Here is a 25,480-nt window from a genome sequence, read left to right as displayed (position 1 = left end):
GCGCGCGCGGCATCGCCGCAGCGCGCCGATCAGGGTAATCCATAGGTCCGGCGGCAGCCGTCGCCGATGCCCGCAAAGCCGCGCCAGGCAAGGGATGGCGGCCCATATCGACGCTGCTATGGGGCCTATACCAGCCCCCTCGTTTCGCATCGGCGGGCCATTCATATACTTGCTCCCAACCCGGCGGACCGCATGCAAACCGCCACCAGGCCGCGGCCTGGCAGAACACCACAAGACAGGAGACATCATGTCGATCACGAAACAAGGGGTACCGGTCTTCGCCGGCACCGCCGAGGACGCCGAGGACAGCGTCTACCGCAAGGTTACCTGGCGCCTGCTGCCCTTCCTCGGGGTGCTGTGGGTGCTGGCTTGGCTGGACCGCGTCAACATCGGCTTCGCCAAGCTGCAGATGCTGGATGCACTGCGCTTCAGCGAGGCCGTGTACGGGCTGGGCGCGGGCATCTTCTTCCTGGGCTACTTCTTCTTCGAAGTGCCGTCGAACATGCTGCTGCAGAAGATCGGCGCCAAGAAGACGATCATGCGCATCACCATCTGCTGGGGCGTGATCTGCATGCTGCAGAGCTACGTCACCACGCCCACGCAGTTCTACATCCTGCGCTTCCTGCTGGGCGCGTTCGAAGCGGGCTTCTACCCCGGCGTGATCCTGTACCTGACCTACTGGTACCCGTCGCAGCGCCGCGCGCGCGCCTTCGGCACCTTCATGTCGGCATCGGCCATCGCCGGCGTGCTGGGCGGGCCGCTGGCCGGCTGGATCATGACCGGCATGGCCGGCGTCAGCGGCATGCACGGCTGGCAGTGGCTGTTCATCCTGGAAGGCATCCCGTCGGTGCTGGCCGGCATCTTTGCCTGGTTCTACATGACCGACAAGCCCGAGCAGGCGCACTGGCTGTCCGACGCCGAGAAGCGCGTGGTGCAGGACGCGCTCAAGCGCGACCACGCCGCCATGGGCGAGCGCGGCCACGACTGGCGCACGCTCTTCACCAACCCCAAGGTCTGGCTGCTGATCGCGATCTTCTTCTGCCTGCTGTGCGCCAACTCGACGCTGACCTTCTGGATCCCGACCATCATCAAGGACGTGGGCTTCACCACGCCGATGGCGGTGGGCTGGATCGCCGCGGTGGCGTACCTGTGCGGCGCCGCCGGCATGATCCTCAACGGCGCGCATTCCGATCGCCGCAATGAAGTGCGCTGGCACTTCAGCGGCGCGGCGCTGGTCGGCGGCGGTGCCATGGCCGTGCTGGCGGTGCTGCTGGGCGCGCAGGTGCTGTCGCCGGTGATCGCGCTGCTGGCCATGACCGCCGCGCTGGTCGGCACCATGAGCGCGATCCCGGTGTTCTGGCAACTGCCCAACCGCTACCTGGCCGGCAGCGCCGCCGCGGTGGGCGTGGCACTGATCAACTCGGTGGCCAACCTGGCCGGCTTCGGCGCGCCGTACGTGATGGGGCTGGTCAAGAACACCACCGGCAAGCTCACCTCCGGGCTGTACCTGGTGGCGGTGATCGAAGTGCTGGCCGCGGTGCTGGTGCTGGTGGGCATCCGCCAGCTGCGCGGCAAGACCGCACCGGCACCTGTACGTTAAGGAGCCTGAGATGGACGACCATACCTTTGATCCCGCGCGCCGGCGCTTCGCGCTGCAATCGATGACGCTGGGCGGCGGCGCGCTGCTGGCCGGCGCCAGCTGGGGCGCCACGCCGCATGCGCCGGCGCCGAACCAGACCGCGGCGCCGGTGCAGCAAGGCGGCCTGAGCCCGCGCCTGACGCTGCATGCGCTGGACACCTACCACGGCACCCCCGCGGCCGGCATGCGCGTGGAGATGTTCCGCATCGACAATGGCCAGCGCGTGCCGCTGCCGACCGTCACGCTGGCCGCCAACGGCCGCAGCGAGCCGCCGCTGCTGATCGGCGACAGCTACCGCACCGGCACCTATGAGCTGATCCTGCACGCCGACGAGTACTTCGCCGCGCGCAAGGCCAGCCTGCCGCAACCGTCGTTCCTGTCGAAGATCCCGCTGCGCGTGCGCGTCACCGACGCCGGCCAGCGCATCCACCTGCCCGTGCTGTTCGGGCCGTGGAGCTACAACTACTACCGCGGCAGCTGAGCGCGCGGCCCAACCCGGAGAGATCGCATCATGGCAGGTATCAGCACCCATGTGCTCGACGTATCGCGGGGCCGCCCGGTGGCCGGCATGCAGGTCGAGCTGTTCGACGTCGCGGTGCAGCCGCCCCGGCTGCTGGCGCGCACCCGCACCAACCACGACGGCCGCACCGACGCGCCGATGCTGCCGCCGGCGCAGGCGCGCACCGGCGAGTTCGAGCTGCGCTTCTGGGTGGCGGATTACTTCCGCACCCCCGACGTGTTCGCCGACATCGTGCCGGTGCGCTTCACCATCGCGGATGCCGCGCAGCACTACCATGTGCCGCTGCTGTGTTCGCCGTGGAGCTTCGGCACCTATCGCGGCAGTTGAGCACCAGCGCACAGGCCGCGCCTACCGCGGCTTGCGCACCTCCGCCTCGTCGTGCGACAGCACCTTGCCGTCGCCGGCGCGCGGCATCATCGGCGGCACCGGCTTGCCGGTGCGCTTTTCCACCAGTTGCGAGCGGCGCTCGCCGCGCGCGAACAGGTGGTGTTCCCCCCACTGGCGCAACGCCACCACGATGGGGAACAGGCTCTCTCCCATTTCCGTCAGCACGTATTCCTGGTAGGCACTGCCGTCCGAGGCCGGCCGCGTCGCCAGGATGCCGGCTTCCACCAGCCGGCGCAGGCGATCGGACAGGATATTGCGCGCCACCGCCAGGCTGCGCTGGAAGTCGCTGAAGCGGTGCATGCCGTCGAAGGCATCGCGCACGATCATCAGCGACCAGCGGTCGCCGACCAGCGCCAGCGCGCGCGCCACGGGGCAAGTGTCTTCGCTCGGGTCCTTGCGGGTGACCATGTCAGGTAAGCCTTGGGCGCATCGCCCGCCGTCAAAAGTGGTTGCATTTTAAAACCGGCAGGCTTACGCTTCAACTGGTTTTAATTTGCAACCACTTGGAAGCGATATGGAAACCTGCTCGCGCGCGCCGGATACGGCATCGCCCACCGCCCCCACCGCTTGCCCGGCGGCCTTGCCCGCACCGCTGCCGCGCGCCGCGGTGCTGCTGTTCGCCTGCGCCAGCGGGCTGAGCGTGGCCAACGTCTATTACGCGCAGCCGCTGCTGGACGCGCTGATGGTGGATTTCCACATCGGCGCCGCCGCCATCGGCGGCGTGGTCACCGCCACCCAGGCCGGCTGTGCACTGGCGCTGCTGTTGCTGGTGCCGCTCGGCGACCTGCTGCCGCGCCGCCGCCTGATGCTGGCGCAGGTGCTGGCGCTGGCCGGCGCGCTGGCCGTGGTGGCGCTGGCGCCATCGGTGCCGATGCTGCTGGCGGGGATGCTGCTGACCGGCCTGCTCGGCACCGCCATGACCCAGGGACTGATTGCCTACGCGGCCGCCGCGGCGGCGCCGCGGGAACGCGGGCACGTGGTCGGCACCGCGCAGGGCGGCGTGTTCGCCGGCTTGCTGCTGGCGCGCGTGGTCGCCGGCGGCGTCAGCGACCTGGCCGGATGGCGCAGCGTCTATGTCTGCGCCGCCGCTGCCATGCTGGTGCTGGCCTTGCTGCTGTGGCGCTCGCTGCCGCCGCTGCCGGGCCCCGCGCAGCGGATGCGCTATGCCAGCCTGGTGTGGTCGATGTTCGCGCTGCTGCGCCGCGACCGGGTGCTGCAGATCCGCGGCATGATCGCGCTGCTGATGTTCGCCGCGTTCAATATCTTCTGGAGCGCGCTGGTGCTGCCGCTGAGCGCCCCGCCCTACCAGCTGTCGCACACCGCCATCGGCGCCTTCGGGCTGGTCGGCGCGGCCGGTGCGCTGGCCGCGGCGCGCGCGGGGCGCTGGGCGGACCAGGGCCTCGGCCAGCGCACCACCTGCGCGGCGCTGGTGCTGCTGGTGGCCGCCTGGCTGCCGCTGTCATGGCTGGGCAGCTCGCTGTGGCCGCTGGCGCTGGGCATCGTGCTGCTCGACCTGGGCGGCCAGGCCATCCATGTCACCAACCAGAGCATGATCTTCCGCGCCGACGCCACCGCGCACAGCCGGCTGGTCGGCGCGTACATGCTGTTCTATGCGACCGGCAGCGGCCTGGGCGCGCTTGCCACCACGGCGACCTATGACGCCGCCGGCTGGCGCGGCGTTTGCCTGCTGGGCGCGGGCGTCAGCTTGCTGGCGCTGTGGTTCTGGGCCGGCACGCGGCGATGGATGGCGGCGCGCTGCTGACCAGTGCCAGCGGGGGCGCAGTGCCTGGCCAGTTCACTCTGGCTCGATGCCCGCGGCCTTGATCACCTTGGCCCATTTCAGGGTTTCGCTGCGGACGAAGGCGGCCAGTTCCTCGGGCGTGGACGGCGAGGGTTCGCCGCCGCTGCGGGCAAAGTATTCCGCGGCAGCCGGACCGGTCAGCCCGTTGCGCATCAGGCCGCTCATGCGATCCACCACAGCCCTGGGCGTCCCGGCCGGGAAAAAGGCTGCCGCCCACGCCACCATCTCATAGCCCGGCAGGCCGCTCTCGGCCATGGTCGGCACCTCCTTCAGCACCGGATTGCGTTGCGCCGTGGTCACCGCGATGGCGCGCAGCTTGCCACCCTGGATCAACGGCATGGCTGGCGAGACGTCGCTGATCATGAAGTCGACCTGGTGTCCCATCAGGTCGTTGAGCGCCAGCGGCACCCCCTTGTACGGCACGTGCAGGGCCTGCACGCCGGCCAGCATCTTGTAGAGTTCACTGGCGATACGGGTCGACGAACTGCCGCTGGCAAACGTGAGTGCCCCTTGCCGGGCCCGCGCCAGCGCCGTCAGGTCCGCCAGCGTGCGCACCGGGCTGTCGGACGGCACCACCAGCACCAGCCCGCTCTTGACGATCAGCGATGCCGGCGCGAAGTCCTTGACCGGATCATAAGGAAGCTTCTTGAACAAGGACGCGTTGGCGGCATGCGTGGTATTGGTCGTCACCAGCATGGTGTAACCGTCGCCCGGCGCGCCGGCGACCGCCTTGGCCGCAATGAAGCCGTTGGCGCCCGGGCGGTTGTCGACCACGACGGGCTTGCCGGTCTGCGCAGTGATCCGCTCGCCGATGAAGCGGGCGCTGCTATCGGTGCCGCTGCCCGCCGGGAACGGCACGACGACGCGAATCGCCTTCTCAGGGTACTGGCCGGCGTCGGCGGCCCGCGCGGCCCCGATCGTTGCCGTCGCGGCCGCCAGCGGCAGCAGCAGGCTGGCCGCCGCCTTGCGCATGCATGGATGCATCATGGTTGTCTCCTCGTGCCTTTGGCATCTATTGATGGTTGGTGCGCTGGCCGTGGTCCGGCTCAGCCTGAGGCGTCGTGCGCGCGCACCAGGATGGCTTCGCACCCGCCAGCCAGCGCGGCGAAGCTGAAACGCCCGTCCTCCGGCACAAAGACCCAGTCGCCGGAATCCGCGGTGAAGCCCTGGCCGTTGATCTCGCCGCTGATCGACCCCGACTGCAGGAACAGCACCTGCTCGGTGCCCGGCACCGTATGGGCTTCGGCACCGCCAGAGGCTTGCACGCCAAGCTGGCAAATATCCAGGTGACGCGCATTGACCGTCTCGCGCGTGATAACGGGCCGGGCAAGCGCTCCGTGGTAGTGAGGCAGGCTGCGCGCCGCGGCGTGCATCGGCACCTCGCGCACGGTGTCCGCGTGGACGCGGCAGCGCGGGTCGTTCGCGCCATCGGCCACCGTGGCGGCGTCGGGGTTTTCGCTGTACGGCGGCGCGTAGACCACCATGACCCGAACCGGCGCTTCGCTGACCACCTCGAAGCGGTGGAATACCCCCATCGGGTTAAAGCTCCAGTCTCCAGCGCGCAGCATGTGCGAGCGGCCCGCGCTCTCCCCGATGCCCTCGCCCTGCAGCAGGTACGACGCCTGCTCCAGGTTCGGATGCGCATGAGGCAAGGCGCCGTGGCCGCGAGAGATCGTGCCCAGCAGCACTTCGACGCGCCGCGCGCCGACGGTCTCCCTGCCGATGACGCGCTGGTTGGCGGTGCCGGTATGGTTCGCCGGGGAATAAGCGGGCACATCGGCCGCGCGCCGTACGAATGACGATGTCATGGCTGGTCTCCTGGCTAGTCCTCTTCCCGGGCGGCGGCCTTCGGTATGGCCAGCTCGGGGTAGCGCTCGGTGAGCTGGGCGGGCATTTCCACGTCCAGGATGAAGCGGTCGCCGCGATACCAGAAGCGGCCTGCCGTCAGCACGTTGCCATCGATATCCAGCGTGGTGCGGACCATGCGCGCCACCGGTGCCGCGAAGGCATAGTCCAGCGCGCGCGCCAGCATGGCGTCGGCGGGTTCCACGGTCAGGGTCTGGCGCATCATGCCAAGGCGGTCGCCCAGCTGCTGCCGCAACAGGTGGGCGATCTTGTGGTGCTGCTCGGCGCCGCGCGGGAACCTGGCGAACACGGGTTCCGCCACATACAGGTCGATCAGGCAGAACGGCACGCCGTCATGCACATGCAGCTTGCGCAGCATCACGTAGCGATCCATCAACACGCCGCAAGTGGCGAGCCCGGGCGGCAGGCTCACACCCTTGCGCTTTTCCAGGATGCGGATTTCGAGATCGCTGGCGCCGACCGAGACATCGTTGATCGCCGAGCGCATGCCTTCGCCGGGTCCGGACGGCGCGCTGATGACGTGGGTGCCGCGCCCGCGCTGGCTACTGACCAGCCCTTCCTCGGTCAGCAGGGCATAGGCCTGCCTTACCGTGACCTTGGCAATGCCATAGGTGTGCGCAAGATGCTCCACCGTAGGCAGCTGCTGCCCGACCGGATACTCGCCCGAGACGATCTTGTGGCGCAGCACGCTGGCCAGCTGGCGGTAGCGGGTCACGCCGCCGGCATTGTCGTCGCCCAGTGCAACGCCGTCATTGGCCGCGATCTTTTGCGTGGCGCGCGTCATGGCAGCAGGCTCCGCGGTACGCGCACAGGCATGGTCAGCAGGATCTGCGCCATTCCCTTGCCCAGCGGGTCATTGCGCAGCGATGCCATGCCGCCGCCGTCAAGCGCGGATTCGCAAACGAAGTTCATCGCGTCAAGGCCCGGCAAGTCGTAGCGTGCAACGCTGCCCTTCACCAGGTGGCCCAGCCAGTCCGCCACCCGGCAGGCGGTGACTTCGGCGCGCAGCACGGGCAGGTACTCCGGCCGGCGTGCCATCAGGCCGATATTGGAGATATCGCCCTTGTCGCCGCTGCGCCCGTAGGCCAGCCGGATCAGCGGCACCTCGATGCAGTCGCCGCGGGCCGGCCCGGCGCTGGCAGCCGGCGCTTGCGCCGCTGCCGGCACGGCATCCTCTTCCGGCATGCGCGCGGCGGGACTGGCGACGGCGGTGCGCACGCCATCCATCACCACTGTGGGGGCCAACGCGGCCTTGTCCAGCAGGAATGCGTATTGCCGGATCGACGGCGATGGACTGGCGCGTCCGCCGCCCGATCCCGTGGTGCCCGGCGCCCAGCTGGTGCCGGCTGCCGCGATCTCGCGCGCGAACAGCTCCAGCGCCGCCTTCTCGGCATGCATGACCGCCAGCCGCATGATGGCCTCGCGGGTATGGCGCGTGGCCGCATGGGGCCCGAAACAGGATTCGGCGCCGAGGACTTCGACCCGGGTCCGGGTGTAGTCGCCCCAGCCGTTTTCCGCGAAGAGCCGGCGCGTGCGGGCAAGGATTGCCTCGGCCGTGCGCTCCGCCTTGGCCACGGCATCGATCCCGACGATGGTCAACTGGGCATTGCAGCGGAAGCCGTCCAGATAGGTGGCGCTGACCTTGTAGCAGTGGCTGGGGGCCCGCCCGCGTGCCCCGCGCACTTCGACCAGGTCCGGCCCGGCCTGGCGCAGCGTCACCTGCGTGAAATCGCAGGTCACATCCGGCAGCAGGTAGGCCGCGGGGTCGCCGATCTCATACAGCACCTGCTCGCCCACCGTGGCGGTACTGACCAGCCCGCCGGTGGCCGGCGGCTTGCCCACCAGGAAGCTGCCGTCCGCCCGGCACTCGAGCACCGGATAGCCGATGTTCGGCCAGTCGGGCACCTGCTCCCAGTCGGTATGCAGCCCGCCAGTCGCCTGGCAGCCGCATTCGATGATATGGCCGGCCAGGCTGCCCTGCGCGAGCCGGTCATAGTCGTGCGCCTGCCAGCCGAACTCGTGCATCAGCACGCCCAGGGTCACGGCGCTGTCCACGCAGCGCCCGGTAATGACGATCTGCGCGCCCTGGTCCAGCGCCTGGCGGACCGGCAGCGCGCCAAGGTAGGCATTGGCGCTGACCAGCTGGTCCGGCAGCGGCAGGCCCTTCTGCAGGTCCGCAATGCCGGCCTGGCGCAGCGACGGCAGCAACGGCATGACGTCGTCGCCCTCGACCACCGCAATGCGCACGTCGATGCCCTGCTCGGCGGCGATTGCCGCCAGCGCCTGCGCGCAGCCTTGCGGATTGATGCCGCCGGCGTTGCTGACGACGCGGATATTGCGCGCGACGATGTCGCGCAGCAGGCTCTTCATCGTCACCGTGACGAAGTCGGTGGCATAGCCGAGTTCCGGCTTGCGCAGCCGCGCCGCGGCCAGCACCGACATGGTCAGCTCGGCCAGGTAGTCGAACACCAGGTAATCGATGTCCCCATGGCGCACCAGTTGCGGCGCGCCCACGCTGCTGTCCCCCCAGAAGCCAGAGGCACCGCCGATGCGGACGGTCTTGTCATGCATGGTTCATTCTCCTTGCCTACCTGCCAGTCCAGTTCGGCTTGCGCTTTTCGCGGAAGGCGAGCTGCCCCTCGCGCGCGTCCTCGGTCATGGCGAACAGGCCGATCTGGCTTTCCGTGAATGCCATCGACTGCTCGAACGACATGGTGTCGATATGCTTGAGGGTGTAGAGGCCGCGCCGGATCGCCGCGGGCGAGTTATCCATCAGCCGGCGCAGCAGCCAGTCGAGCTTGCCGTCGAGGTCCGCGCTGACATGGTTGACCAGTCCGGCCGCCAGGGCTTCCTGCGCGGACAGCGGCTCGCCACACAGGCAGAGTTCATTGAGCACGCGCCGCGGCACCAGGTGCTGCAGCACGCTCAGCACCTGCGCCGGGAAGACGCCCACCTTGACCTCGGGCAGGCCGAACACCGCCCGATCGCTGGCGACCGCCAGGTCGCACATGGCCATCAGGCCCATGCCGCCGGCCATGCAAGCACCATTGACGCGCGCGACCAGCGGCACATTGGAACGCCTGGCACGGCGCAGCAGGTCGGCAAGCCGCTGGCCCGGCTGCGCGTAGTCGAACGCAAAGGCCTTGCCACTCTGCAGGTCGGCGCCCGCACAGAAAGCCTGCTCGCCCGCGCCGGTGATGACCACGGCGCGGATGCCGGGGTCATCATTGGCACGCTCGATCCCGGCGTGCAGCCCGTCCAGTACCGCAGGATTGATGGCGTTGCGGCGCTCGGGCCGGTTGATCGTCAGCCAGAGTACTTCCCCGCGGACTTCGCTCAGGAGTTCTTCATGCATGTTCCGCTCCGGATGGCGCCGCTGCCGGCGGCGCTTGCCGGGAAGCGCCGCACGCCATAAGGCCGTCGATCTCGGCTTCGCTGTAGCCGGCCTCGCGCAGCACCTCGCGGCTATGCTCGCCGAGGGAGGGCGCGTGGCGGCGCCGCGCCGGCGGCGTGCCGTGCCATTCGCTGGGCACGGCCATTTCGCGGATGCGGCCCACCGCCGGGTGATCGGCTTCATGGAAGAAGCCAATATCATGCAGGTGCGGGTCATCGAGCAGCGATGCAAAGGTATGCATGGGAAATACCGGGATATCCGCTTCTTTCAGCAATTGCTGCCATTCCTGCGTGGTGCGCCTGGCCAGTTCGTCGCTGACCATGCCGTAGAGCTCGGTAATGTGTGCCGTGCGGCTGGTGATGTCGGCGAAGCGGGGATCGCTGTCGTACAACTGCGGCTTGCCGATGACTTCCAGGAAGGCACGCCAGTGGTGGTCGTGGTAGATCAGGCAGCAGACATGTCCGTCCAGCGTCCGGTAAGGCCGGCGCTCGGGCGACAGCAGCCGCGGATAGCCGAATCCGCCCTTGGCCGGCACGAAGGTTTCGCCATAGAGATGGTCGCCCATCACGTAGGGCACCATGGTTTCGAACATCGGCACGTCGACGCGCTGGCCGCGCCCGGTGCGCTCGCGCGCATAGAGGGCGGCGCAGATCACCCCGAAGGCATAGAGCCCCACCGAACGATCCGCGATGGTCAGCGGGAGATAGCGCGGCATGTCGCCGGTTCCCAGCGCGACGGCCTGCGGCAGGCCGGTCGCCGCCTGGATCAGGTCATCGAACGCCGCGTGGGCGGCATAGCGCCCGCGCTGCGAAAAACCGAACATGCCGACATAGAGCAAGCGCGGATTGACCTGCGCCAGCGTCTCGTAGTCCAGGCCCAGGCGCTGCATGGCCTGCGGTCGCACGTTGTAGGCGAGCACGTCCGCGCTCTCGACCAGCCGCAGCAGCGCTTCGCGCCCCTGCGGCGACTTCAGGTCCAGCACGATGCTGCGCTTGTTTCGGTTCAGTCCCAGAAACAGCGGCCCCATCTTGTCCTTGCCACAGGGCCCGATGCCGCGGGTGCTGTCGCCTGCGGGCGGCTCCACCTTGATCACGTCCGCACCCAGGTCGCCAAGCATCTGCGTGGCGGAGGGCCCCATGAATACCGCCGTGATGTCCACGACTTTGACGCCAGCCAGCGCCCCTGTGCCTGTCTCCATCCTTGCTCCTGTCTTGTTTCTATAGTTCTATGTATAGAACTATATGGCAGCCACCCCGGAGGTGCAAGGCCATTTGCAGGCGCCTCGGTGGACGGCCGTCGGCACGAAGGCCTTAGAATCCCCCCTGACAACTTTTATCAAGACCTTGAAAGTCCTTTCCCGCCTTAACATGAAGCCGTTCATCCTGGCCTGCGCCGCACTGCTGGCGTCCGTTTCCACCCACGCAGCCTCCCCTGCTCAGCCCGAAGCCGCCGGCAATACGGCAGCGCCACTGGGCCTGGAGTTGGGCAAGGCCAGGTGCTCGCGCCTGTCGCCGCCGCACAACCATGCAAAAACCGGCACCTCCGAATGGGCCGGCGGCGATACGGTGGAACTGAAGCACCTGGAGCGCTTCCACCTACCCGGCCTGTCGCGCGTAGTGCTGAACTGCGATGCGCAGGATGCGGTGGCGCTGATCACCATGACCTTCGAGCGCCCCGCCATGGAAGAAGTGCGCAGGAAACTGGACGAGCGCTATGCCGCCGTGCGCAAGACCGAAGGCGCGGCGGAGAACGGCTATGCCGAATGGAGTGCCGCCAATGGCAGCCTGGAACTGCTCTACGGGCGCGACAGCAGGCATTTCACCGTGGCTTACTGGGCCAGGGGCGCCAAGGCCCGGTATTTCTCTTACAGCGGCGGCGGCAAGCAGCCCGCCACGGCGGCCACCGCGGCACCGCCCCAGCCTGCACCGCTGTAGCGGCGCGCCGGCGACTCGGCCGGGCCGAGTCGCCAGGGCCTCCGGGCGCCGAGATCATCACTGCTCGCCCTGGCTGCGCGGGGCTGGCCATGGCGCAACGCTTCTCGATTCCTTTGGGTCGAAGCCGCGGTGTCGCCTATGCTTGCCAATGCGGCGGGGAGAAATCCGCACCGCATTCGCACAATGAACAACAACAAGGGGCAAGTCCCCCAAGCGGGGGAGCGCGCCGCACGGCTGGCGCCTTCCGCGCATTGCCTTGGCCTGAGTCACGGGGTGGATCGATCGCACACGAGCATGTGGGGGCTCGTGGGCGGGATGCGCCGTTGACGACAACATGACAGACCAATTCCTGTTTAGTAAGCCGTTCACGTTTCTCGCCTGCGCCGGCATGACAGAAGTCAGGGACGGCATCGAGGCACTGGAAGCGCTTCCGGGCCACCTGTTCTGGCTGGAGAACGAGGATTTCATCCGTCGGGTCTACGTGCCCGATTTCCTGGAGCAAAGCCGCGCCGCCCTGGACGCCGCGATGCCGGGCGGGCCGGAGCTGATCGACGCCCTCGCGCCCGAGATCCGCCGCAGCCCGGCCGTGCTGCCGGCTTTGCGGCAGCTATCCGCGGACCAGGCCGCGCTGGCCCACTCGTACTGCTACTGGGGCTATTGCGCCGATGTGGTCGGGCGCGCCCAGGGCATCCCGCGCAGCGCCATCGCGCGCCAGTTCGAGCGCGCCGCCGCCGCGCGCGACGGCGCGCACAAGCTGCAATGGCTGTGTCCATGCTGCGGCGGCCGGGCGCAGTATCAGGTCGATGGTTTGCTGGCATCGCAGCGGCCGGTGCGCCAGGGCGGCTTTTCGCTCGAATGCGCGCATTGCGGACACCAGGAGCGGCTCTATGCCGGCTTCCTGCACGCGGGCCGGCTCGAATGCCGCTGCGCGCTGTGCACCAGTTTTGTCCAGTCGCTGGCCGGCCAGCTGGCGCGGGCCGCGCGCAAGCTGTGCGCCAGCCTGGAAGACTATGCGTGGATGCACGCGGTGGACACCGCCGCGGAAATCGGCGAACTCAAGGATGCCTCGCTGCAACGGATTGCACACGGGGACAAGCCTTCGGCCAACGCGATGGCGTTTGCGGCAGCAGCCCAGTCCGGCGAGATGCGCGCCATGCCGGAACTGCTCGCCCGCATCGACCCCACGCTGGAGAACCGGCTCGACAAGAACCCCAGGGCCTGGGCGCTCTTGTGCGAGCTGCTGCGCGAAGGCGTGGTCGATAGCGAATGCACCATCTATGACCACGACGGCCGCAAGCACGTGGCGCTTGAAATTGCCTTGCTCGACGACGACCCGGCGCTGGACGGCGGCACCGCGCAGGACTATCTCGCGACCCTGCTGCGCGGCTACCAGCCGGCCGAGCCCGAGGCCTTCGTCGGCTGGCTGAAAGCGCTGAAGCGGCTGCGCCTTTGCACCGGCCGGTTCAATGCGGCCGTCGACGTATCGTGGAAACCCAACCTGGAGCACTGCCGCATCCTGACCGCGCGCTGGCTGCAGGACTCGGCGCCACTGGCGCCATTGGCCGCGTACGGCAGCGCCCCGGGGCCGCTGCCAGCGCAGCGCGCGCGCACCCTGGAACGCCCGGTGTATCTCGACGCCGAACTGGAGGCCGTGCAGCTGCTCAAGTCGCTGGGCTACATCCTGCTCAGTCCGGAGGACATCCGTTCGCAACGGGATCCGGCGGAGTCCACCGGACTCGATTGAGCCCATCCACGGCGGCCCTGGCGCGCCGTGTGCCCGCATATCGAAGCGCGGATTTATTCGTTGGTGCAGGGGCGCGGTCCGCGTACGTTCGGGGGTTCTGACCTCGAACGCCCCGAACACCATGACCGCTTCCCGACGCCAGTTCCTGCGCCGCGGCGCCGCTACCACGGCGGCGCTTGCCGCCGGCCCTCTCCTTGAGTTCACCACCTTCGCGGCCGGCCACGCGCACGCACAGGGACGCCGGGTGCTGAAGGCCGGCGACCAGAAGGGCGGCCTGCGCGCCCTGCTCGAGTCCGCCAATGCGCTCGAGGGCCTGGGCTACGACATCCAATGGACTGAATTTCCCGCCGCGGCACCGCTGGCCGAGGCGCTCAATGCGGGCGCCGTCGACAGCGGCCCGATCGGCGACGCGCCGGCCATCTTCGCGCTGGCCGCGGGCACGCGCATCCGGCTGATCGGCGCAAACCGCTCTGACCCCTACGGCACCGCGGTGCTGGTGCGGCCCGACTCGCCACTGCGGCAGGCGGTCGACCTGAAAGGCAAGAGCATCGGCACCAACCGCGGCTCGATCGGGCACCTGATCGCGCTCAAGGCGCTGGAATCGGCCGGACTGAAGCCGGAAGACGCCAACCTGCGCTTCCTGCCGCCCGCGGATGCCAAGCTGGCGCTGAGCAGCGGCTCGATCGATGCCTGGGCCACGTGGGAGCCGTATACCGCGATGGCCGAAACCAGCCAGCACGCGCGCGTGCTGGTCAACGGCCGCGGGCTGTGGTCCGGCCTCAGCTACCTGGCCGCGACCGATGCCGCGCTGGCAAACAAGCGCGCGGTGCTGCAGGACTTCCTGCACCGCGTGGTGCGCGCGCAGCAATGGTCCTACCAGCATGTGCCGGAGTTCTCGGCGACGCTGGCCCGCATCATCGGCATCTCGCCGCAGGCGGCGCGGCTGCAGTTCGAGCGGCGCCGCACGCAGTGGCGCGGCATCGACGCAGAGCTGATCGCCGAGCAGCAGCGCACCGCCGATTTCTACCTGAAGGCCGGCCTGCTCAGGCAGCGGCTCGATGTGCGCCAGACCTTCGACTCCGGGTTCTCCCTGAGCGCCTGAGCGCCCGCGCCTGGCGCGTTGACGCCGCAAGTGGCGCTGGCGCGATCCCGGCACCGGCCCCGGCCGGTAAAGGAATTCCATGATTGACGCAGCCCCGCGCCACCGCTCCCCGCGGTCCGGCGCGGCCTGCGCGCGCGCGGCCGGTTCTGGCCCCACCGAATTCCGGCAACTGGTCCTATAGGCCCGGAATCGGGCTCACCTATAAAGCCGTGACCCCCAAACCCATTTCTCATCCGAGGAGCACAACCATGCGGTGGATCAAGCAGATTGCGATGTATTTCGCGCTGGCGGCGGCGCTGGTGCCGGCCGCACATGCCCAAAGCAAGAATGTAGTGATTGCTTACCAGGACATGGTCGTGCCCTGGCGCTATGCGCAGGACATGAAGGAGCTGGAAAAGCAGACCGGCTACACGGTCTCGTTCCGGCAGTTCGGCGGCGGCGGCGATGTGATCCGCGCCATGGCCTCGGGCCAGATCGCCATCGGCGAAGCCGGCACCTCGCCGATCGCCTCGGCACTGTCGCAAGGACTCGATGTCGAGCTGTTCTGGATCCTGGACGATATCAACGCGGCCGAGGCCATGGTCGCGCGCAACGGCAGCAAGATCGCCAGCGTCGCCGACCTGAAGGGCAAGCGCATCGGCGTGCCGTTCGTGTCGACCACGCACTACCACACGCTGGTCGCGCTGGAGCGCGCGAAGATCAATCCGAAGGACGTGCGCATCGTCAATATGCGCCCGCCCGAGGTCGCCGCAGCCTGGGAGCGCGGCGATATCGACGCCACCTTTATCTGGGATCCGGTGCTGGCCAAGCTCAAGCAGTCCGGCACGGTGCTGACCACCTCGGGACAGATTGCCGCCGACACCGGCAAGGCGACCTTCGACGGCATGATCGCCAACAAGAAGTTCGCGCGCGAGAACCCCGAGTTCATGGTCAAGCTGGTGCGCGTGCTGGCCGCGGCGGATGAGAACTACCGCAAGAACAAGGCGACGTGGACCGCGGATTCGCCCATGGTGAAGGCCGTGGCCAAGGTCTCCGGGGCCAAGCCCGAGACCGTGCCGGCCAGCATGGCGCTGTACAGCTTTCCCACGCTGCAGGAGCAGGTCTCGGAGCGCTGGCTCGGCGGCGGCGCGGCGCGCGCGCTGCAGTCGGCGGCGCAGTTCCTCAAGGAGCAGGGCACCATCCAGACCGTGCTGCCGGACTACGGCCCCGGCGTCAACGCGGAATGGGCAAAGCGGGCGCTGCGCTGACCCCGGCCCCCAAGTCGCTGAAGCTGGCCGCCGCGCCCCCTGTTGCATGCGGCGGTCCCGTAGATCCTGTTGCGGAAGCCCATCATGTACCAACTCGAAATCGATAATGTCAGTGTCAACTACGGCACGGCCGGCGGCGCGAAGACGCTGGCACTGTCGCAGGTCAACCTCACCATGGAGCGCGGCGATTTCGTGGTCGCGCTGGGTGCCTCGGGCTGCGGCAAGACCACCCTGCTGTCGTGCATTGCAGGCTTCATGGAGCCGTCGGAGGGCGAGATCCGGCTGAGCGGCAAGCCCGTGCACGGCCCCGGCGCCGAGCGCGGCGTGGTGTTCCAGAAGCATGCGTTGATGCCGTGGCTCAGCGTCGAGGACAACGTCGCGCTGGGCCTGCGCCTGCGCGGCGTCAACCGTGCCGAGCGGCTGCGCATCGCCCATGAGAAGCTGGCCGCGGTGGGGCTGGAAAGCGTCGCCGCCAAGCCGGTCTACCAGCTCTCGGGCGGCATGCAGCAGCGCGTGGGCATTGCCCGCGCGCTCGCCTGCGATCCGGCGGTGATGCTGATGGACGAGCCGCTGGGCGCGCTCGACGCGCTCACGCGCGAGTCGATCCAGGCGCTGATCCTGAAGCTGTGGGCGCGCGAGCAGAAGATCGTCTTCTTCATCACGCACAGCGTGGAAGAGGCGCTGTTCCTGGCCACGCGGCTGATCGTGATGACGCCCTCGCCCGGACGCATCGCCCACACCTATGAACTGCCGTTCGCACGCCGCTTCATCGAATGCGGCGACGCCCGCGCGGTCAAGTCCGACCCCGAGTTCATCCGCTACCGCGAAGAGATCGTCGACCTGATCCATGCCACCGCCTGAGGAGAAGCAGATGTCCGCTACCGTCCAACGCATCGAGCCGCCGCCGCATGCCCCCGCGGCGTCCGCGGCCGCACCAAGCCGCCCCATGAAGACCGTGTCGGGCTACCGCCTGCCTGGGGAAGGATCGAGCTCGCGCATTTCCACCATCACCGTGGTGCTGCTGCTGGCGCTGTGGTGGCTGGCCAGCCACCTGCGCTGGCTGCCGCCGCTGTTCCTGCCCACGCCCGAGTCGATCTTCACCGCCTTTATCGATGCCTGGCAGGGCAACCTGCAGGGCGGCCAGCCGCTGACCGAGCATTTCGCCGCGAGCATGCTGCGCGTGTTCGGCGCCTTCGCGCTGGCGGTCGCCACCGCGGTGCCGATCGGCGTGATGATGGGCGTGTCGCGCATCGCCCGCGGCATCTTCGATCCGCCGATCGAGTTCTACCGCCCGCTGCCGCCGCTGGCCTACCTGCCGCTGATCGTGATCTGGTTCGGCATCGACGAGACCTCCAAGGTGCTGCTGATCTTCCTGGCCTGCTTCGCGCCGCTGGCGATGTCGGCGCAGGCCGGGGTGCGCTCGGTTACGATCGAGCAGATCAACGCCGCCTATTCGATGGGCGCGAGCCCGTGGCAGGTGGTGCGCCATGTGGTGATCCCGGCGGCGCTGCCCGATATCCTGACCGGCATGCGCATCGCCATCGGCTTTGGCTGGACCACGCTGGTCGCCGCCGAGATGGTCGCGGCCACGGCCGGGCTGGGCCAGATGGTGCTCAATGCATCCAACTTCCTGCGCACCGACGTGGTGATCATGGGCATCGTGCTGATCGGGCTGATCGCCTATGTGTTCGACCTGCTGATGCGCAAGCTGGCCAAGTGGCTGGTGCCCTGGAAGGGCAGGATGTGATGCCGGCGGCCCCGCGGCAAGCCTGCGGGGCCGGTTGCGCTGTAACATGGCGGGCACCTCGCCGGGCGTGGCCCGGCGACTCCTGCAAGCCCGCCATGAACCGCTGTCCTTCCCTCTCCCCCCTCGCCCGCCTTTGCGTGGTCGCAGCCGGTCTGCTCAGCCTGGGCAGCGCCCGGGCCACCGATATCGATTGCGACCCGTCCGCCAGACCGGCCGTCGCCACCCAGGCGCAGCGGCTGGTCTGCGAATCCGCGCTGTTTTCCATGGGCTACCAACGCATTTACGCCGACCAGCAACGGCTGCTCAAGGCGGGCGCCATCACCGACGCAGACATCGCCGCGTTCCGGAACAAGCGTGACCGTTGCGACACGGCCGCCTGCCTGGACGCCGTGTTCCGGGAGTGGCGGACCTTCGCGGCCCAAGCCCGCGCCAGGCCGTAGGCGCCGTGTGCTGCGCCCGCTGCAAAAGCCGCCCGACGCCGCCGGGCATGCCCGCCTCCCGGCCTTGATACAATCCCGGTTCACACAACGGCAGACATCATGGGCTTCGAACAACTGGCAGCACTCAGGGACCAACTCGCCAAGAAGGCGGCCGCCGAATCCAGGAAGGGCGAGCGCAAGGGCCCGCGCCAAGGCGCGACCGGCGGCGCCACCGGCGACGCATCGAAGGGCACGTCCAAGGGCGCATCCAAGGGCGCGCCGAAGCGCCCCCGTGACGGCGAGCGTGCCGGCGCCGGCGCGGACACGCCCGCGGGCGCCAAGGGCCGCCGCGCGGCGCCTGCCGCGGCGCCGGCCAAGCAGGTCGATCCGGTGGTGCATTCCATTGCCCGGCTGCAGAAGCACTTCCCCAAGGCCTTCCCCAAGAACCCGGCCCCCAAGGTGCCGCTGAAGATCGGCACCTTCGAAGACCTGACCCAGCACGCCGGCAAGCTCGGCCTGGACGAGGCCGAGCTGCGCGAGGCAATCCGCACGTGGTGCAGCGGCGCGCGCTACTGGTCGTGCATGGTGGAAGGCGCCAAGCGGCTGGACCTGGATGGCAACGAGGCCGGCGTGGTCACGCTGGCGGATGCCAAGCGCGCCCAGCAACTGAAGGCGCGCCGCGCCGGCGCCGCGCGCCAGAAGGGCAAGGCTGCAGCGACAGCCGCTCCTGCAGCTCCTGCCGCGCCGGCCGCGGCGGAGTCGAACGAGGCGCCTGGCGAGGCGCAGGCACCGGCAACGCCGGCTACGCCTGATACCCCGGAAACGCCCTGATCCGCGCCGCCGGCCGTCCGCCGGCGCCTATCCGAGCACCGCGCGCGCGATCACCGTCCGCTGGATTTCCGACGAGCCCTCGTAGATGCGCAGGATGCGCGCATCGCGCACCAGGCGCTCCAGCGGCATTTCGCGCGTGAAGCCATAGCCGCCGTGGATCTGCAGCGCGGCATCGGTGACGAATCCCACCATCTCCGAGGCATAGAGCTTGGCCATCGACGCCTGCTCGGTAAAGGGCTCGCCGTCGCGACGCCGCGCCGCGGCCTGCAGTGTCAGCAGCCAGGCCGCCTCCAGCCGCGTGCGCATGTCCGCGAACATCCATTGCAGGCCCTGCTTGCGCGCCAGCGGCTCGCCGCCCACCAGGCGCTGCCGGGCCCAGTCCACTGCGCAGGCCAGTGCCGCCTCGGCAATGCCCAGGCTGGTGGCGGCGACGTCGAGCCGGCTGTTGTCCAGCACCTTCATCGCGGTGCGGAATCCCGTGCCCTCCGGCCCGAGCCGGTTGGCGGCGGGCACGAAGCAGTCGAGAGCAACTTCATGGGCCGGTGCGCCGTGGATGCCCATCAGTTTCTCGGCCGGCGCCACCTGTACGCCGTCGCTGCGGCGGTCCACCACGAAGGCGCTGATGCCGCGCGTGCCTGCGGCCGGATCGGTCTTGGCATAGACCACGATAAAGTCCGCCGCCTCGGCATTGGAAATAAAGTGCTTGACCCCGCGCAGCCGGTAGCCATCGCCTTCCGGCGTGGCGCGCGTGGCCATGTCGGCCGGGTTGGACCCGGCGCGCGGCTCGGTCAGCGCGAAGGCGCCCAGCCGCGTGCCGGCCGCCGCGTCGGGCAGGTAGCGTGCACGCTGGCTGTCGTCGCCGCCGATCAGGATGGAATCGGTGGCCAGGTAGTGCGCGCCGAGCATCGATGACGTCGACGCGCAGGCCTTGGCAACCTCCACCAGCGACAGGATCAGCGCCACCGGCGAAGTTTCCGTGCCGCCCCAGCGTTCCGGCAGGTTCATCCCCATCAGGCCGAGTTCGGCCAGTTGCGGCACATAGCGCGTGGTGGACGTTTCCGCGCGGTCCACTTCGGCCGCCTTTGGCGCCAGTTCGCTCTGCGCGAAGCGGCCGATGGCATCGGCGATTTCCAGGTCGCCCGGCTCGACGCCCAAACGTTTAAGCATGTTGTGTCTCCTTGCTGAAATCGTGCGCGGCCAGGATGGCCTCGGTGTGCTGCCCCAACTCAGGCGCGGGCGTGACACGGTTGGGGCCATAGCCCGAGAACTTCACCGGCTGCGACGGCAGCCGCACCGTGCTTCCATCCGGCCCGGCCACTTCGGTCAGCAGGCCGCGATGGACGGCCTGTTCGCTCTCCAGCGCCTGCCTGACATTGCGGATCGGCGCGACCGGAATGCCCGCCGCGCCCAGCAGGCGGTTCACCTCGGCGACGGAGCGGCCTGACGACCATGCTTCCAGGCCCGCGCGCAGCGCGGGCTCGAAGCGGCAGCGCGATTCGTCATCGGCAAAGCGCGGGTCGTGCGCCATCTCCGGACAGCCGATGGTCTCGGCCAGCGTGTGGAACAGCTTGTTGTTGAGCACCGCCACCACGTAGAAGCCATCCGCGGCGCGGTACACGCCGAACGGCGCGGACGAGGGATGGCGGTTGCCCACCCGTTGCGGCGCCCGCCCGGTGGCGGCATAGCGCGCCACCAGCGTCGCGCTCAGGCTCAGCGTGGCGTCGAACATCGACACATCGACATGCGTGCCGCGCCCGTTCTTTGCGCGCGCCAGCAGCGCGGCCAGCACGCCCCATGAGGCGAAGAGCCCGCTGACCGCATCGGAGACCGCCTCGCCAAGCATGGTCGGCGCGCCGTCCGGCGCGCCGGTGGCGTCCATCAGCCCGCACATCGCCTGCAGGATGATGTCGTAGGCCGGCCGGTGCGATTCCGGCCCGGTCTGGCCGAAGCCCGACACGCTGGCGTAGACCAGCGACGGATTCAGGGCCCGCAGCGCCTCGTAGCCGATGCCGAGCTTGTCCGCCACGCCAGGGCGGAAGTTCTCCACCACCACGTCGGCGCGCTCGCACAGCTTGCGCGCCAGTTCCAGCCCCGCTGCGGTCTTCAGGTCGATGACGATGCTCTGCTTGTTGCGGTTCATCGCCGAGAACAACCCGCTCCTGCCATCGACGAAGGGCCCGACGGCGCGGTAGTCGTCGCCGCCCGGCGGCTCGACCTTGATCACCTCGGCGCCGAGGTCGCCCAGCAGCGCCGTGCAGTAAGGGCCGGCCAGCACCCGCGAAAAGTCGATCACACGGATGCCGGCCAGCGGCAGGTTGGAATGGTTGGAATTGCTGGAAGGGTCCAAGGCTTGCTCCTCGATGGCTTGCAAGCGCATGGGCTTGCGTTTCAGTGCCTAGATTCTGCGCAGCGCAAGCTATCAAGTAAAATATGGAATTCGACTAGCACCTATAGGATTTCCTGATGCCTGTCTCCCGCATCTCGCTGCGGCGGTTGCGCTACTTCGCCGCGACCGCGGAAACCGGCAGCACCACGGCGGCGGCGCGGCTGCTGAACGTGTCGCAGCCGTCCATCTCCGTGGCCATCCGCGAGCTGGAGACGCTGTTCGAGGAAGCCCTGTTCGCCCGCGACGCCGGCGCGCGCATGACCCTGACCCGCTTCGGCGCGCGCAAGCTGGCGGAAGCGCGCCACATCCTGGGCGCGGCCACGGCGTTTGAAGTCGACAAGCGCGGCGACGGCGCGGCCGGCGAAGTGCAGATCGGGGTGTTCCGCACGCTGGCGCCGGTCTACCTGCCGGTGGTGCTGCGCATGGCGCGCGAGCGTTATCCGAACCTGGCGGTGCGTTTTGTCGAGGGCGACCTGGCCCAGCTGGAAGACTGGTTGCTTGGCGGGCAGATCGAACTGGCGCTGAGCTACGACGTCGGCATGCCCGAGGACCTCGAGCGCGAACGGCTGGCCGAGCTGCGGCCCTACGGCCTGGTGCCCGCCGGCTCGCGGCTGGCACGGCGCCGTGGCAGCATCTCGCTGCACGACCTGGCGCAGGAGCCGCTGATCCTGATCGACCTGCCGCACAGCCGCGAATTCCTGATGGCGCCGTTCTGGCAATACGGGCTGCAGCCCGAGGTGCGCTACCGCGCGACCTCGCTGGAGCTGGCACGCGGCATGGTCGCCAATGGCCTGGGCGTGGCGCTGCTGATCACGCAGGCGCCCGCGTCATCCCAGATCGCCGCCGTGGTGGAAAAACCGATACGCGAAGAGACCGTGCGCCAGCCGCTGGTGATCGCCCGCGCGGCGCGCGCCACGCGGTCCCGTGCGTCGGAACTGCTGGCCGAATGCGTGCGCGCCGCCGTGGCGGAGGCAACCGCCGCCTCAGCCCGTGCGCGCCCCCGCGCTTCCTGAGCCCGGCTACCGCGGGCGCGACTGTGGTAGCGTGGCGCTTTCCGACTGGCTTGCTCCCATGCCCGATTTCGACGCCGACGCCCTGAAACGGCTGGTCACCGTCACCATGCCCTTTGGCAAGCACAAAGGCACGCTGATCGCCGACCTGCCTGGCAATTACCTGAACTGGTTCGCGCGCGAAGGCTTTCCGCCGGGACAGATCGGCGCGCTGCTGGCGCTGATGCATGAACTGGATCACAACGGGCTGGCGTATTTGCTGAAGCCGTTGCGGGGCCACGCATCGCCCGAGTAAATCCAGCCTTCAAGTCACCGGCGCCGGATTGAACAACACCAGCGCATTGCGGATCTGCCAATGCTCCGCCCATGACTTCTTGCCGCTGGCCACGGCCAGCAGCGTGTGGAACAGCTCCCAGCCCACTTCCTCGATGGTTGCTTCGCCGGTGGCGATGCGGCCGGCGTTGATATCCATCAGGTCGTGCCAGCGCCGCGCCAGGTCATTGCGGGTGGAGACCTTGACCACCGGCACTTCCGCCAGGCCGTATGGCGTACCGCGTCCGGTGGTGAACACGTGCAGGTTCATGCCGGCGGCCAGTTGCAGCGTGCCGCAGACAAAGTCGCCGGCGGGCGTGGCGGCATAGATCAGGCCTTTCTGCGTGACCTTTTCCCCCGGGCCGCTGACGCCGTGGATCGGCCCGGTACCGGACTTGACGATCGAGCCCATCGCCTTTTCGACGATGTTGGACAGGCCACCCTTCTTGTTGCCCGGCGTGGTGTTGGCACTGCGGTCGACCTGCCCTCGCTCCAGGTATTGGTCATACCAGGCCATCTGGCGCACCAGCGCCTGCGCCACCTCGGGCGTGGCGGCGCGTGCGGTGAGCTGGTCGATGCCGTCGCGCACCTCGGTCACCTCGGAGAACATCACCGTGGCGCCGGCGCGCACCAGCAGGTCGGTGGCAAAACCCACCGCCGGGTTGGCGGTGACGCCGGAGAACGCATCGCTGCCGCCGCACTGGACCCCCACCACCAGGTCCGACGCCGGGCAGGTCTCGCGCCGGCGCGCGTTCAGGCGCGCGAGATGCTTTTCCGCCGTGGCCATGATCGATTCGATCATCGAGGCGAAGCCCACGTGCTGCTCGTCCTGCAGGCAGACCACGTCGGGCTCGCCGGCCTTCTGGATCGGAATGGTGCCGGCGCCGATCAGGCGCGCCGGCTGCAGCTTTTCGCAGCCCAGGCTGACGATCATCACCTCGCCGCCGAAGTTGGGGTTCAGCGCGATATTGCGGATGGTGCGGATCGGGATGCCGGCGTCGGGCGCGTCGATGGCCACGCCGCAGCCATAGGTGTGTTCCAGGCCGACCACGTCGTCGACGTTGGGGTACTGCGGCAGCAGTTCTTCCTTGATGCGTCGCACCGCGAACTCGACCACGCCCTCGACGCATTGCACCGTGGTCGTAATGCCCAGGATGTTGCGCGTGCCGACCGAGCCGTCGGCATTGCGATAGCCCTCGAAGGTATAGCCCTCCAGCGGCGGCAGCGGCGTCACGCGCGTGCCGACCGGCAGGTCCTCCAGCCCGGGCGCGTCCGGCATGCGGATCACGCGCTCATTGACCCAGCTGCCGCGCGGCAGGTACTTGAGCGCGTAGCCGATCACCACGTTGTAGCGGAACACCGCGTCGCCTTCGCGCAGGTCGGCCAGCGCGACCTTGTGGCCTTGCGGGACGGCTTCGGCCAGCACCAGGCCGCACGGGAACGTGGTGCCTGCCGGCAGGCCGCCGTCATTGGCGACGATGGCGACGTTGTCGGCGGCGTGCATCGCAATGTAGAGGGGGCGCGCCGCCTGCGGGGCCACTGTAGGTGCTGCTGCCATGTTCTCTCCAGCCCCGAAACGTGATCAGAGCATGTGTTACGTTGTCTGACAACATTCTATCCGGTTCGACTCCAATCTGGGTGCGGGTTATCCCTAAATTCCCCGGCATTTCCGGGGGAAGACCTCCTCACATGCGCGTCATGTTGTATGACAACATATGAAGAGAAGGCGCACCACGTCCCTACGCGAGGGGCTTGTGCTGCACCGCATAATGACCGTCACCGCCAGCATGGCCTATAAGGGTGCAACCGGTTTCATGCATACGAGGCCGGCGAATCGACGCGCCGGCCATGCGCAACGTATGGTCCGGCTCCCCGTTCCATTCCGCATCGCTGGTCGTTCAGCACGGCCAGATACACGACAGGAGGCATGACTCATGCGCTGGAAGCAACGTCCGCAAGGTTCCAACTGGGGAGATTTTGGCCCCGACGACCAGCTCGGCCGCATCAACCTGATCGGGCCCGAGCAGGTCATCAAGGGCGCGCGCGAGGTGCAGGCCGGCCTGAGCTTCTGCCTGTCGCTGCCGCTGGACTACCCTGGCGGCAACAAGCTCAATCCGCGCCGTCATCCGCCGGTGCTGCGGCCGACCTTCCGTGACGACGCGCCGTACACCAACTTCCCGCTGGCAAAGATGGATCCTGCCGCCACTGATGTGATCAGCGACGACCAGGTGCTGATGTGCCTGCAGTACAGCACGCAATGGGACGCGCTGGCGCATGTGGGCGCGCTCTTCGACGCCGACGGCGATGGCCGCGCCGAGCGGGTCTACTACAACGGCTACCGCGCCAACGAGCATATCGTCGGCCCGGTCGACTATGCCGAGGACGACAACTTCGCGGCGCACCCCTGCGGCCACGATCACAGCGCGGCGCACGCGCTCGGCATCGAGAACTTCGCGGTCAAGGGCATGCAGGGACGCGGCGTGCTGGTGGACCTGGCGCATGTCTTCGGCATGGACTTCCGCAATGTCGGCTACGACGACCTGATGCGCGCAATGGAGGCCGCCAGGGTGGAAGTCGAATGCGGCGACATGCTGCTGCTGCGCACCGGCTTTGCCGAAGTGGTGCTGTCGATGCAGCGCGAGCCGGACGAGGCCGTGCTGCATCACAGTTGCTGCGCGCTCGACGGGCGTGATGACAAGCTGCTGAACTGGATCACCGATGCTGGCATCGCGGCACTGATCGCCGATAACTATGCGGTGGAGCGCTACCCTGCCCGCCCGGCACCCGACGGCGAATCGCACCATCCGTTGCTGCCGCTGCATCACCATTGCCTGTTCAAGCTGGGGTTGCCGTTGGGAGAGCTGTGGTACTTGCGGGAGCTGGCGGACTGGCTGAGGGGGAATCGGCGTACGCGGTTCCAGTTGACGGCGCCGCCGTTGCGGTTGCCCGGGGCGGTTGGGTCGCCGGTTACGCCGGTTGCTACGGTGTAAGGGTGCCCATCTTCGGCATTTTGGGCTGGGATCGCTCTTGGCGGGCGCGGCTGTTTCGCCGGCGTAGCCGGCGAGTCACTTTTTGGCCGAGCGCCAAAAAGATGGAATGAACGCGCCCCGGCCCGCTCCGATTAAAGGCGCCGGCAGTTCA

At 68.6% G+C, this 25,480-nt stretch carries 25 protein-coding genes; 15 read left to right on the top strand and 10 right to left on the bottom strand.

Annotated features, from left to right (window positions below):
- Positions 1–247 precede the first annotated feature (247 nt).
- The 3 genes from U9J39_RS11300 to uraH are packed head-to-tail and all read left to right on the top strand — an operon-like array spanning position 248 to position 2,486.
- Positions 248–1,600, top strand: a complete 1,353-nt coding sequence (locus U9J39_RS11300; protein WP_115683263.1) for an MFS transporter — start codon at positions 248–250, stop codon at positions 1,598–1,600.
- Between the two features lie 10 nt (positions 1,601–1,610).
- A complete protein-coding gene (locus U9J39_RS11295) occupies positions 1,611–2,120 on the top strand; it encodes a hydroxyisourate hydrolase (RefSeq protein WP_115683264.1) in 510 nt (169 codons plus the stop codon).
- Positions 2,121–2,150: 30 nt separating this feature from the next.
- A complete protein-coding gene (gene uraH, locus U9J39_RS11290; RefSeq protein ID WP_326347071.1) occupies positions 2,151–2,486 on the top strand; it encodes a hydroxyisourate hydrolase in 336 nt (111 codons plus the stop codon).
- A 21-nt stretch (positions 2,487–2,507) separates the two neighbouring features.
- Here uraH and U9J39_RS11285 read toward each other — a convergent pair whose 3' ends face one another.
- Positions 2,508–2,954 carry a winged helix-turn-helix transcriptional regulator gene (locus U9J39_RS11285; protein WP_115713571.1) on the bottom strand — a complete coding sequence of 149 codons (447 nt, stop codon included), beginning with the start codon at positions 2,952–2,954 and terminating at the stop codon, positions 2,508–2,510.
- Between the two features lie 106 nt (positions 2,955–3,060).
- On the opposite strand from U9J39_RS11285, the gene U9J39_RS11280 reads away from it, so the two are divergent.
- On the top strand, positions 3,061–4,308 hold the full coding sequence (locus U9J39_RS11280; RefSeq protein ID WP_115713572.1) for an MFS transporter: 1,248 nt from the start codon (positions 3,061–3,063) through the stop codon (positions 4,306–4,308).
- 33 nt (positions 4,309–4,341) lie between these two features.
- Here the strand turns inward: U9J39_RS11280 and U9J39_RS11275 are convergent, their stop codons facing one another.
- Genes U9J39_RS11275 through U9J39_RS11250 form a run of 6 tightly spaced genes read right to left on the bottom strand, consistent with a single transcriptional unit; the run spans position 4,342 to position 10,805 of the window.
- A complete protein-coding gene (locus U9J39_RS11275) occupies positions 4,342–5,334 on the bottom strand; it encodes a Bug family tripartite tricarboxylate transporter substrate binding protein (protein WP_115713573.1) in 993 nt (330 codons plus the stop codon).
- Between the two features lie 59 nt (positions 5,335–5,393).
- Entirely contained in the window at positions 5,394–6,155 is a 762-nt protein-coding gene (locus U9J39_RS11270) for a cupin domain-containing protein (RefSeq protein WP_326347070.1), read from the bottom strand.
- Positions 6,156–6,169: 14 nt separating this feature from the next.
- On the bottom strand, positions 6,170–6,997 hold the full coding sequence (locus U9J39_RS11265) for a GntR family transcriptional regulator (protein ID WP_115713575.1): 828 nt from the start codon (positions 6,995–6,997) through the stop codon (positions 6,170–6,172).
- Complete coding sequence (locus U9J39_RS11260; protein WP_326347069.1) at positions 6,994–8,784, bottom strand: acyclic terpene utilization AtuA family protein; 1,791 nt, start codon at positions 8,782–8,784, stop codon at positions 6,994–6,996. The genes U9J39_RS11265 and U9J39_RS11260 overlap by 4 nt, the downstream gene beginning before the upstream one ends.
- A gap of 16 nt (positions 8,785–8,800) precedes the next feature.
- Positions 8,801–9,568 carry an enoyl-CoA hydratase/isomerase family protein gene (locus U9J39_RS11255; RefSeq protein WP_326347068.1) on the bottom strand — a complete coding sequence of 256 codons (768 nt, stop codon included), beginning with the start codon at positions 9,566–9,568 and terminating at the stop codon, positions 8,801–8,803.
- On the bottom strand, positions 9,561–10,805 hold the full coding sequence (locus tag U9J39_RS11250; protein WP_326347067.1) for a CaiB/BaiF CoA transferase family protein: 1,245 nt from the start codon (positions 10,803–10,805) through the stop codon (positions 9,561–9,563). The genes U9J39_RS11255 and U9J39_RS11250 overlap by 8 nt, the downstream gene beginning before the upstream one ends.
- A 169-nt stretch (positions 10,806–10,974) precedes the next feature.
- Here U9J39_RS11250 and U9J39_RS11245 point away from each other — a divergent pair, with 169 nt between their 5' ends.
- The 8 genes from U9J39_RS11245 to U9J39_RS11210 all read left to right on the top strand — a co-directional run bounded on the left by U9J39_RS11245 (position 10,975) and on the right by U9J39_RS11210 (position 18,631).
- On the top strand, positions 10,975–11,541 hold the full coding sequence (locus U9J39_RS11245) for a hypothetical protein (protein WP_326347066.1): 567 nt from the start codon (positions 10,975–10,977) through the stop codon (positions 11,539–11,541).
- 334 nt (positions 11,542–11,875) lie between these two features.
- Positions 11,876–13,285, top strand: a complete 1,410-nt coding sequence (locus tag U9J39_RS11240; RefSeq protein WP_115713580.1) for a hypothetical protein — start codon at positions 11,876–11,878, stop codon at positions 13,283–13,285.
- A 121-nt stretch (positions 13,286–13,406) separates the two neighbouring features.
- Positions 13,407–14,387, top strand: coding sequence for an ABC transporter substrate-binding protein (locus U9J39_RS11235; protein WP_326347065.1), 981 nt, complete (start codon positions 13,407–13,409; stop codon positions 14,385–14,387).
- Between the two features lie 248 nt (positions 14,388–14,635).
- Complete coding sequence (gene tauA, locus U9J39_RS11230) at positions 14,636–15,634, top strand: taurine ABC transporter substrate-binding protein (protein ID WP_326347064.1); 999 nt, start codon at positions 14,636–14,638, stop codon at positions 15,632–15,634.
- 84 nt (positions 15,635–15,718) lie between these two features.
- On the top strand, positions 15,719–16,495 hold the full coding sequence (locus tag U9J39_RS11225) for a taurine ABC transporter ATP-binding protein (RefSeq protein ID WP_062804169.1): 777 nt from the start codon (positions 15,719–15,721) through the stop codon (positions 16,493–16,495).
- A 10-nt stretch (positions 16,496–16,505) separates the two neighbouring features.
- Positions 16,506–17,381, top strand: coding sequence for an ABC transporter permease subunit (locus U9J39_RS11220; protein ID WP_115683281.1), 876 nt, complete (start codon positions 16,506–16,508; stop codon positions 17,379–17,381).
- Positions 17,382–17,476: 95 nt separating this feature from the next.
- Positions 17,477–17,821: a hypothetical protein gene (locus U9J39_RS11215; protein ID WP_115700087.1), complete on the top strand. Its 345-nt coding sequence runs from the start codon at positions 17,477–17,479 to the stop codon at positions 17,819–17,821.
- Between the two features lie 99 nt (positions 17,822–17,920).
- Positions 17,921–18,631 carry a ProQ/FinO family protein gene (locus tag U9J39_RS11210; protein ID WP_326347063.1) on the top strand — a complete coding sequence of 237 codons (711 nt, stop codon included), beginning with the start codon at positions 17,921–17,923 and terminating at the stop codon, positions 18,629–18,631.
- Between the two features lie 27 nt (positions 18,632–18,658).
- Here the strand turns inward: U9J39_RS11210 and U9J39_RS11205 are convergent, their stop codons facing one another.
- Together U9J39_RS11205 and U9J39_RS11200 are read right to left on the bottom strand one after the other, a co-directional pair.
- Positions 18,659–19,798, bottom strand: coding sequence for an acyl-CoA dehydrogenase family protein (locus tag U9J39_RS11205; protein ID WP_116314205.1), 1,140 nt, complete (start codon positions 19,796–19,798; stop codon positions 18,659–18,661).
- On the bottom strand, positions 19,791–21,008 hold the full coding sequence (locus U9J39_RS11200) for a CaiB/BaiF CoA transferase family protein (RefSeq protein ID WP_115713586.1): 1,218 nt from the start codon (positions 21,006–21,008) through the stop codon (positions 19,791–19,793). The genes U9J39_RS11205 and U9J39_RS11200 overlap by 8 nt, the downstream gene beginning before the upstream one ends.
- Before the next feature lie 86 nt (positions 21,009–21,094).
- Here U9J39_RS11200 and U9J39_RS11195 point away from each other — a divergent pair, with 86 nt between their 5' ends.
- Positions 21,095–22,030 carry a LysR family transcriptional regulator gene (locus U9J39_RS11195; protein WP_326347062.1) on the top strand — a complete coding sequence of 312 codons (936 nt, stop codon included), beginning with the start codon at positions 21,095–21,097 and terminating at the stop codon, positions 22,028–22,030.
- Positions 22,031–22,088: 58 nt separating this feature from the next.
- On the top strand, positions 22,089–22,322 hold the full coding sequence (locus U9J39_RS11190; protein WP_326347061.1) for a DUF3820 family protein: 234 nt from the start codon (positions 22,089–22,091) through the stop codon (positions 22,320–22,322).
- A 9-nt stretch (positions 22,323–22,331) separates the two neighbouring features.
- On the opposite strand, the gene garD is transcribed toward U9J39_RS11190, so the two are convergent.
- The gene (gene garD / locus U9J39_RS11185) at positions 22,332–23,897 is read right to left on the bottom strand and encodes a galactarate dehydratase (protein WP_326347060.1); all 1,566 of its coding nucleotides are present in this window, start codon (positions 23,895–23,897) and stop codon (positions 22,332–22,334) included.
- Positions 23,898–24,273: 376 nt separating this feature from the next.
- On the opposite strand from garD, the gene U9J39_RS11180 reads away from it, so the two are divergent.
- A complete protein-coding gene (locus tag U9J39_RS11180; protein WP_326347059.1) occupies positions 24,274–25,329 on the top strand; it encodes a cyclase family protein in 1,056 nt (351 codons plus the stop codon).
- Positions 25,330–25,480: the final 151 nt, after the last annotated feature.

Source organism: Cupriavidus sp. SS-3 (assembly GCF_035818815.1).
Classification (GTDB): Bacteria; Pseudomonadota; Gammaproteobacteria; order Burkholderiales; family Burkholderiaceae; genus Cupriavidus; species Cupriavidus taiwanensis_C.
Note: the sequence above shows the minus strand (reverse complement) of the source record. Positions and strands in the feature narration are given on the sequence as shown.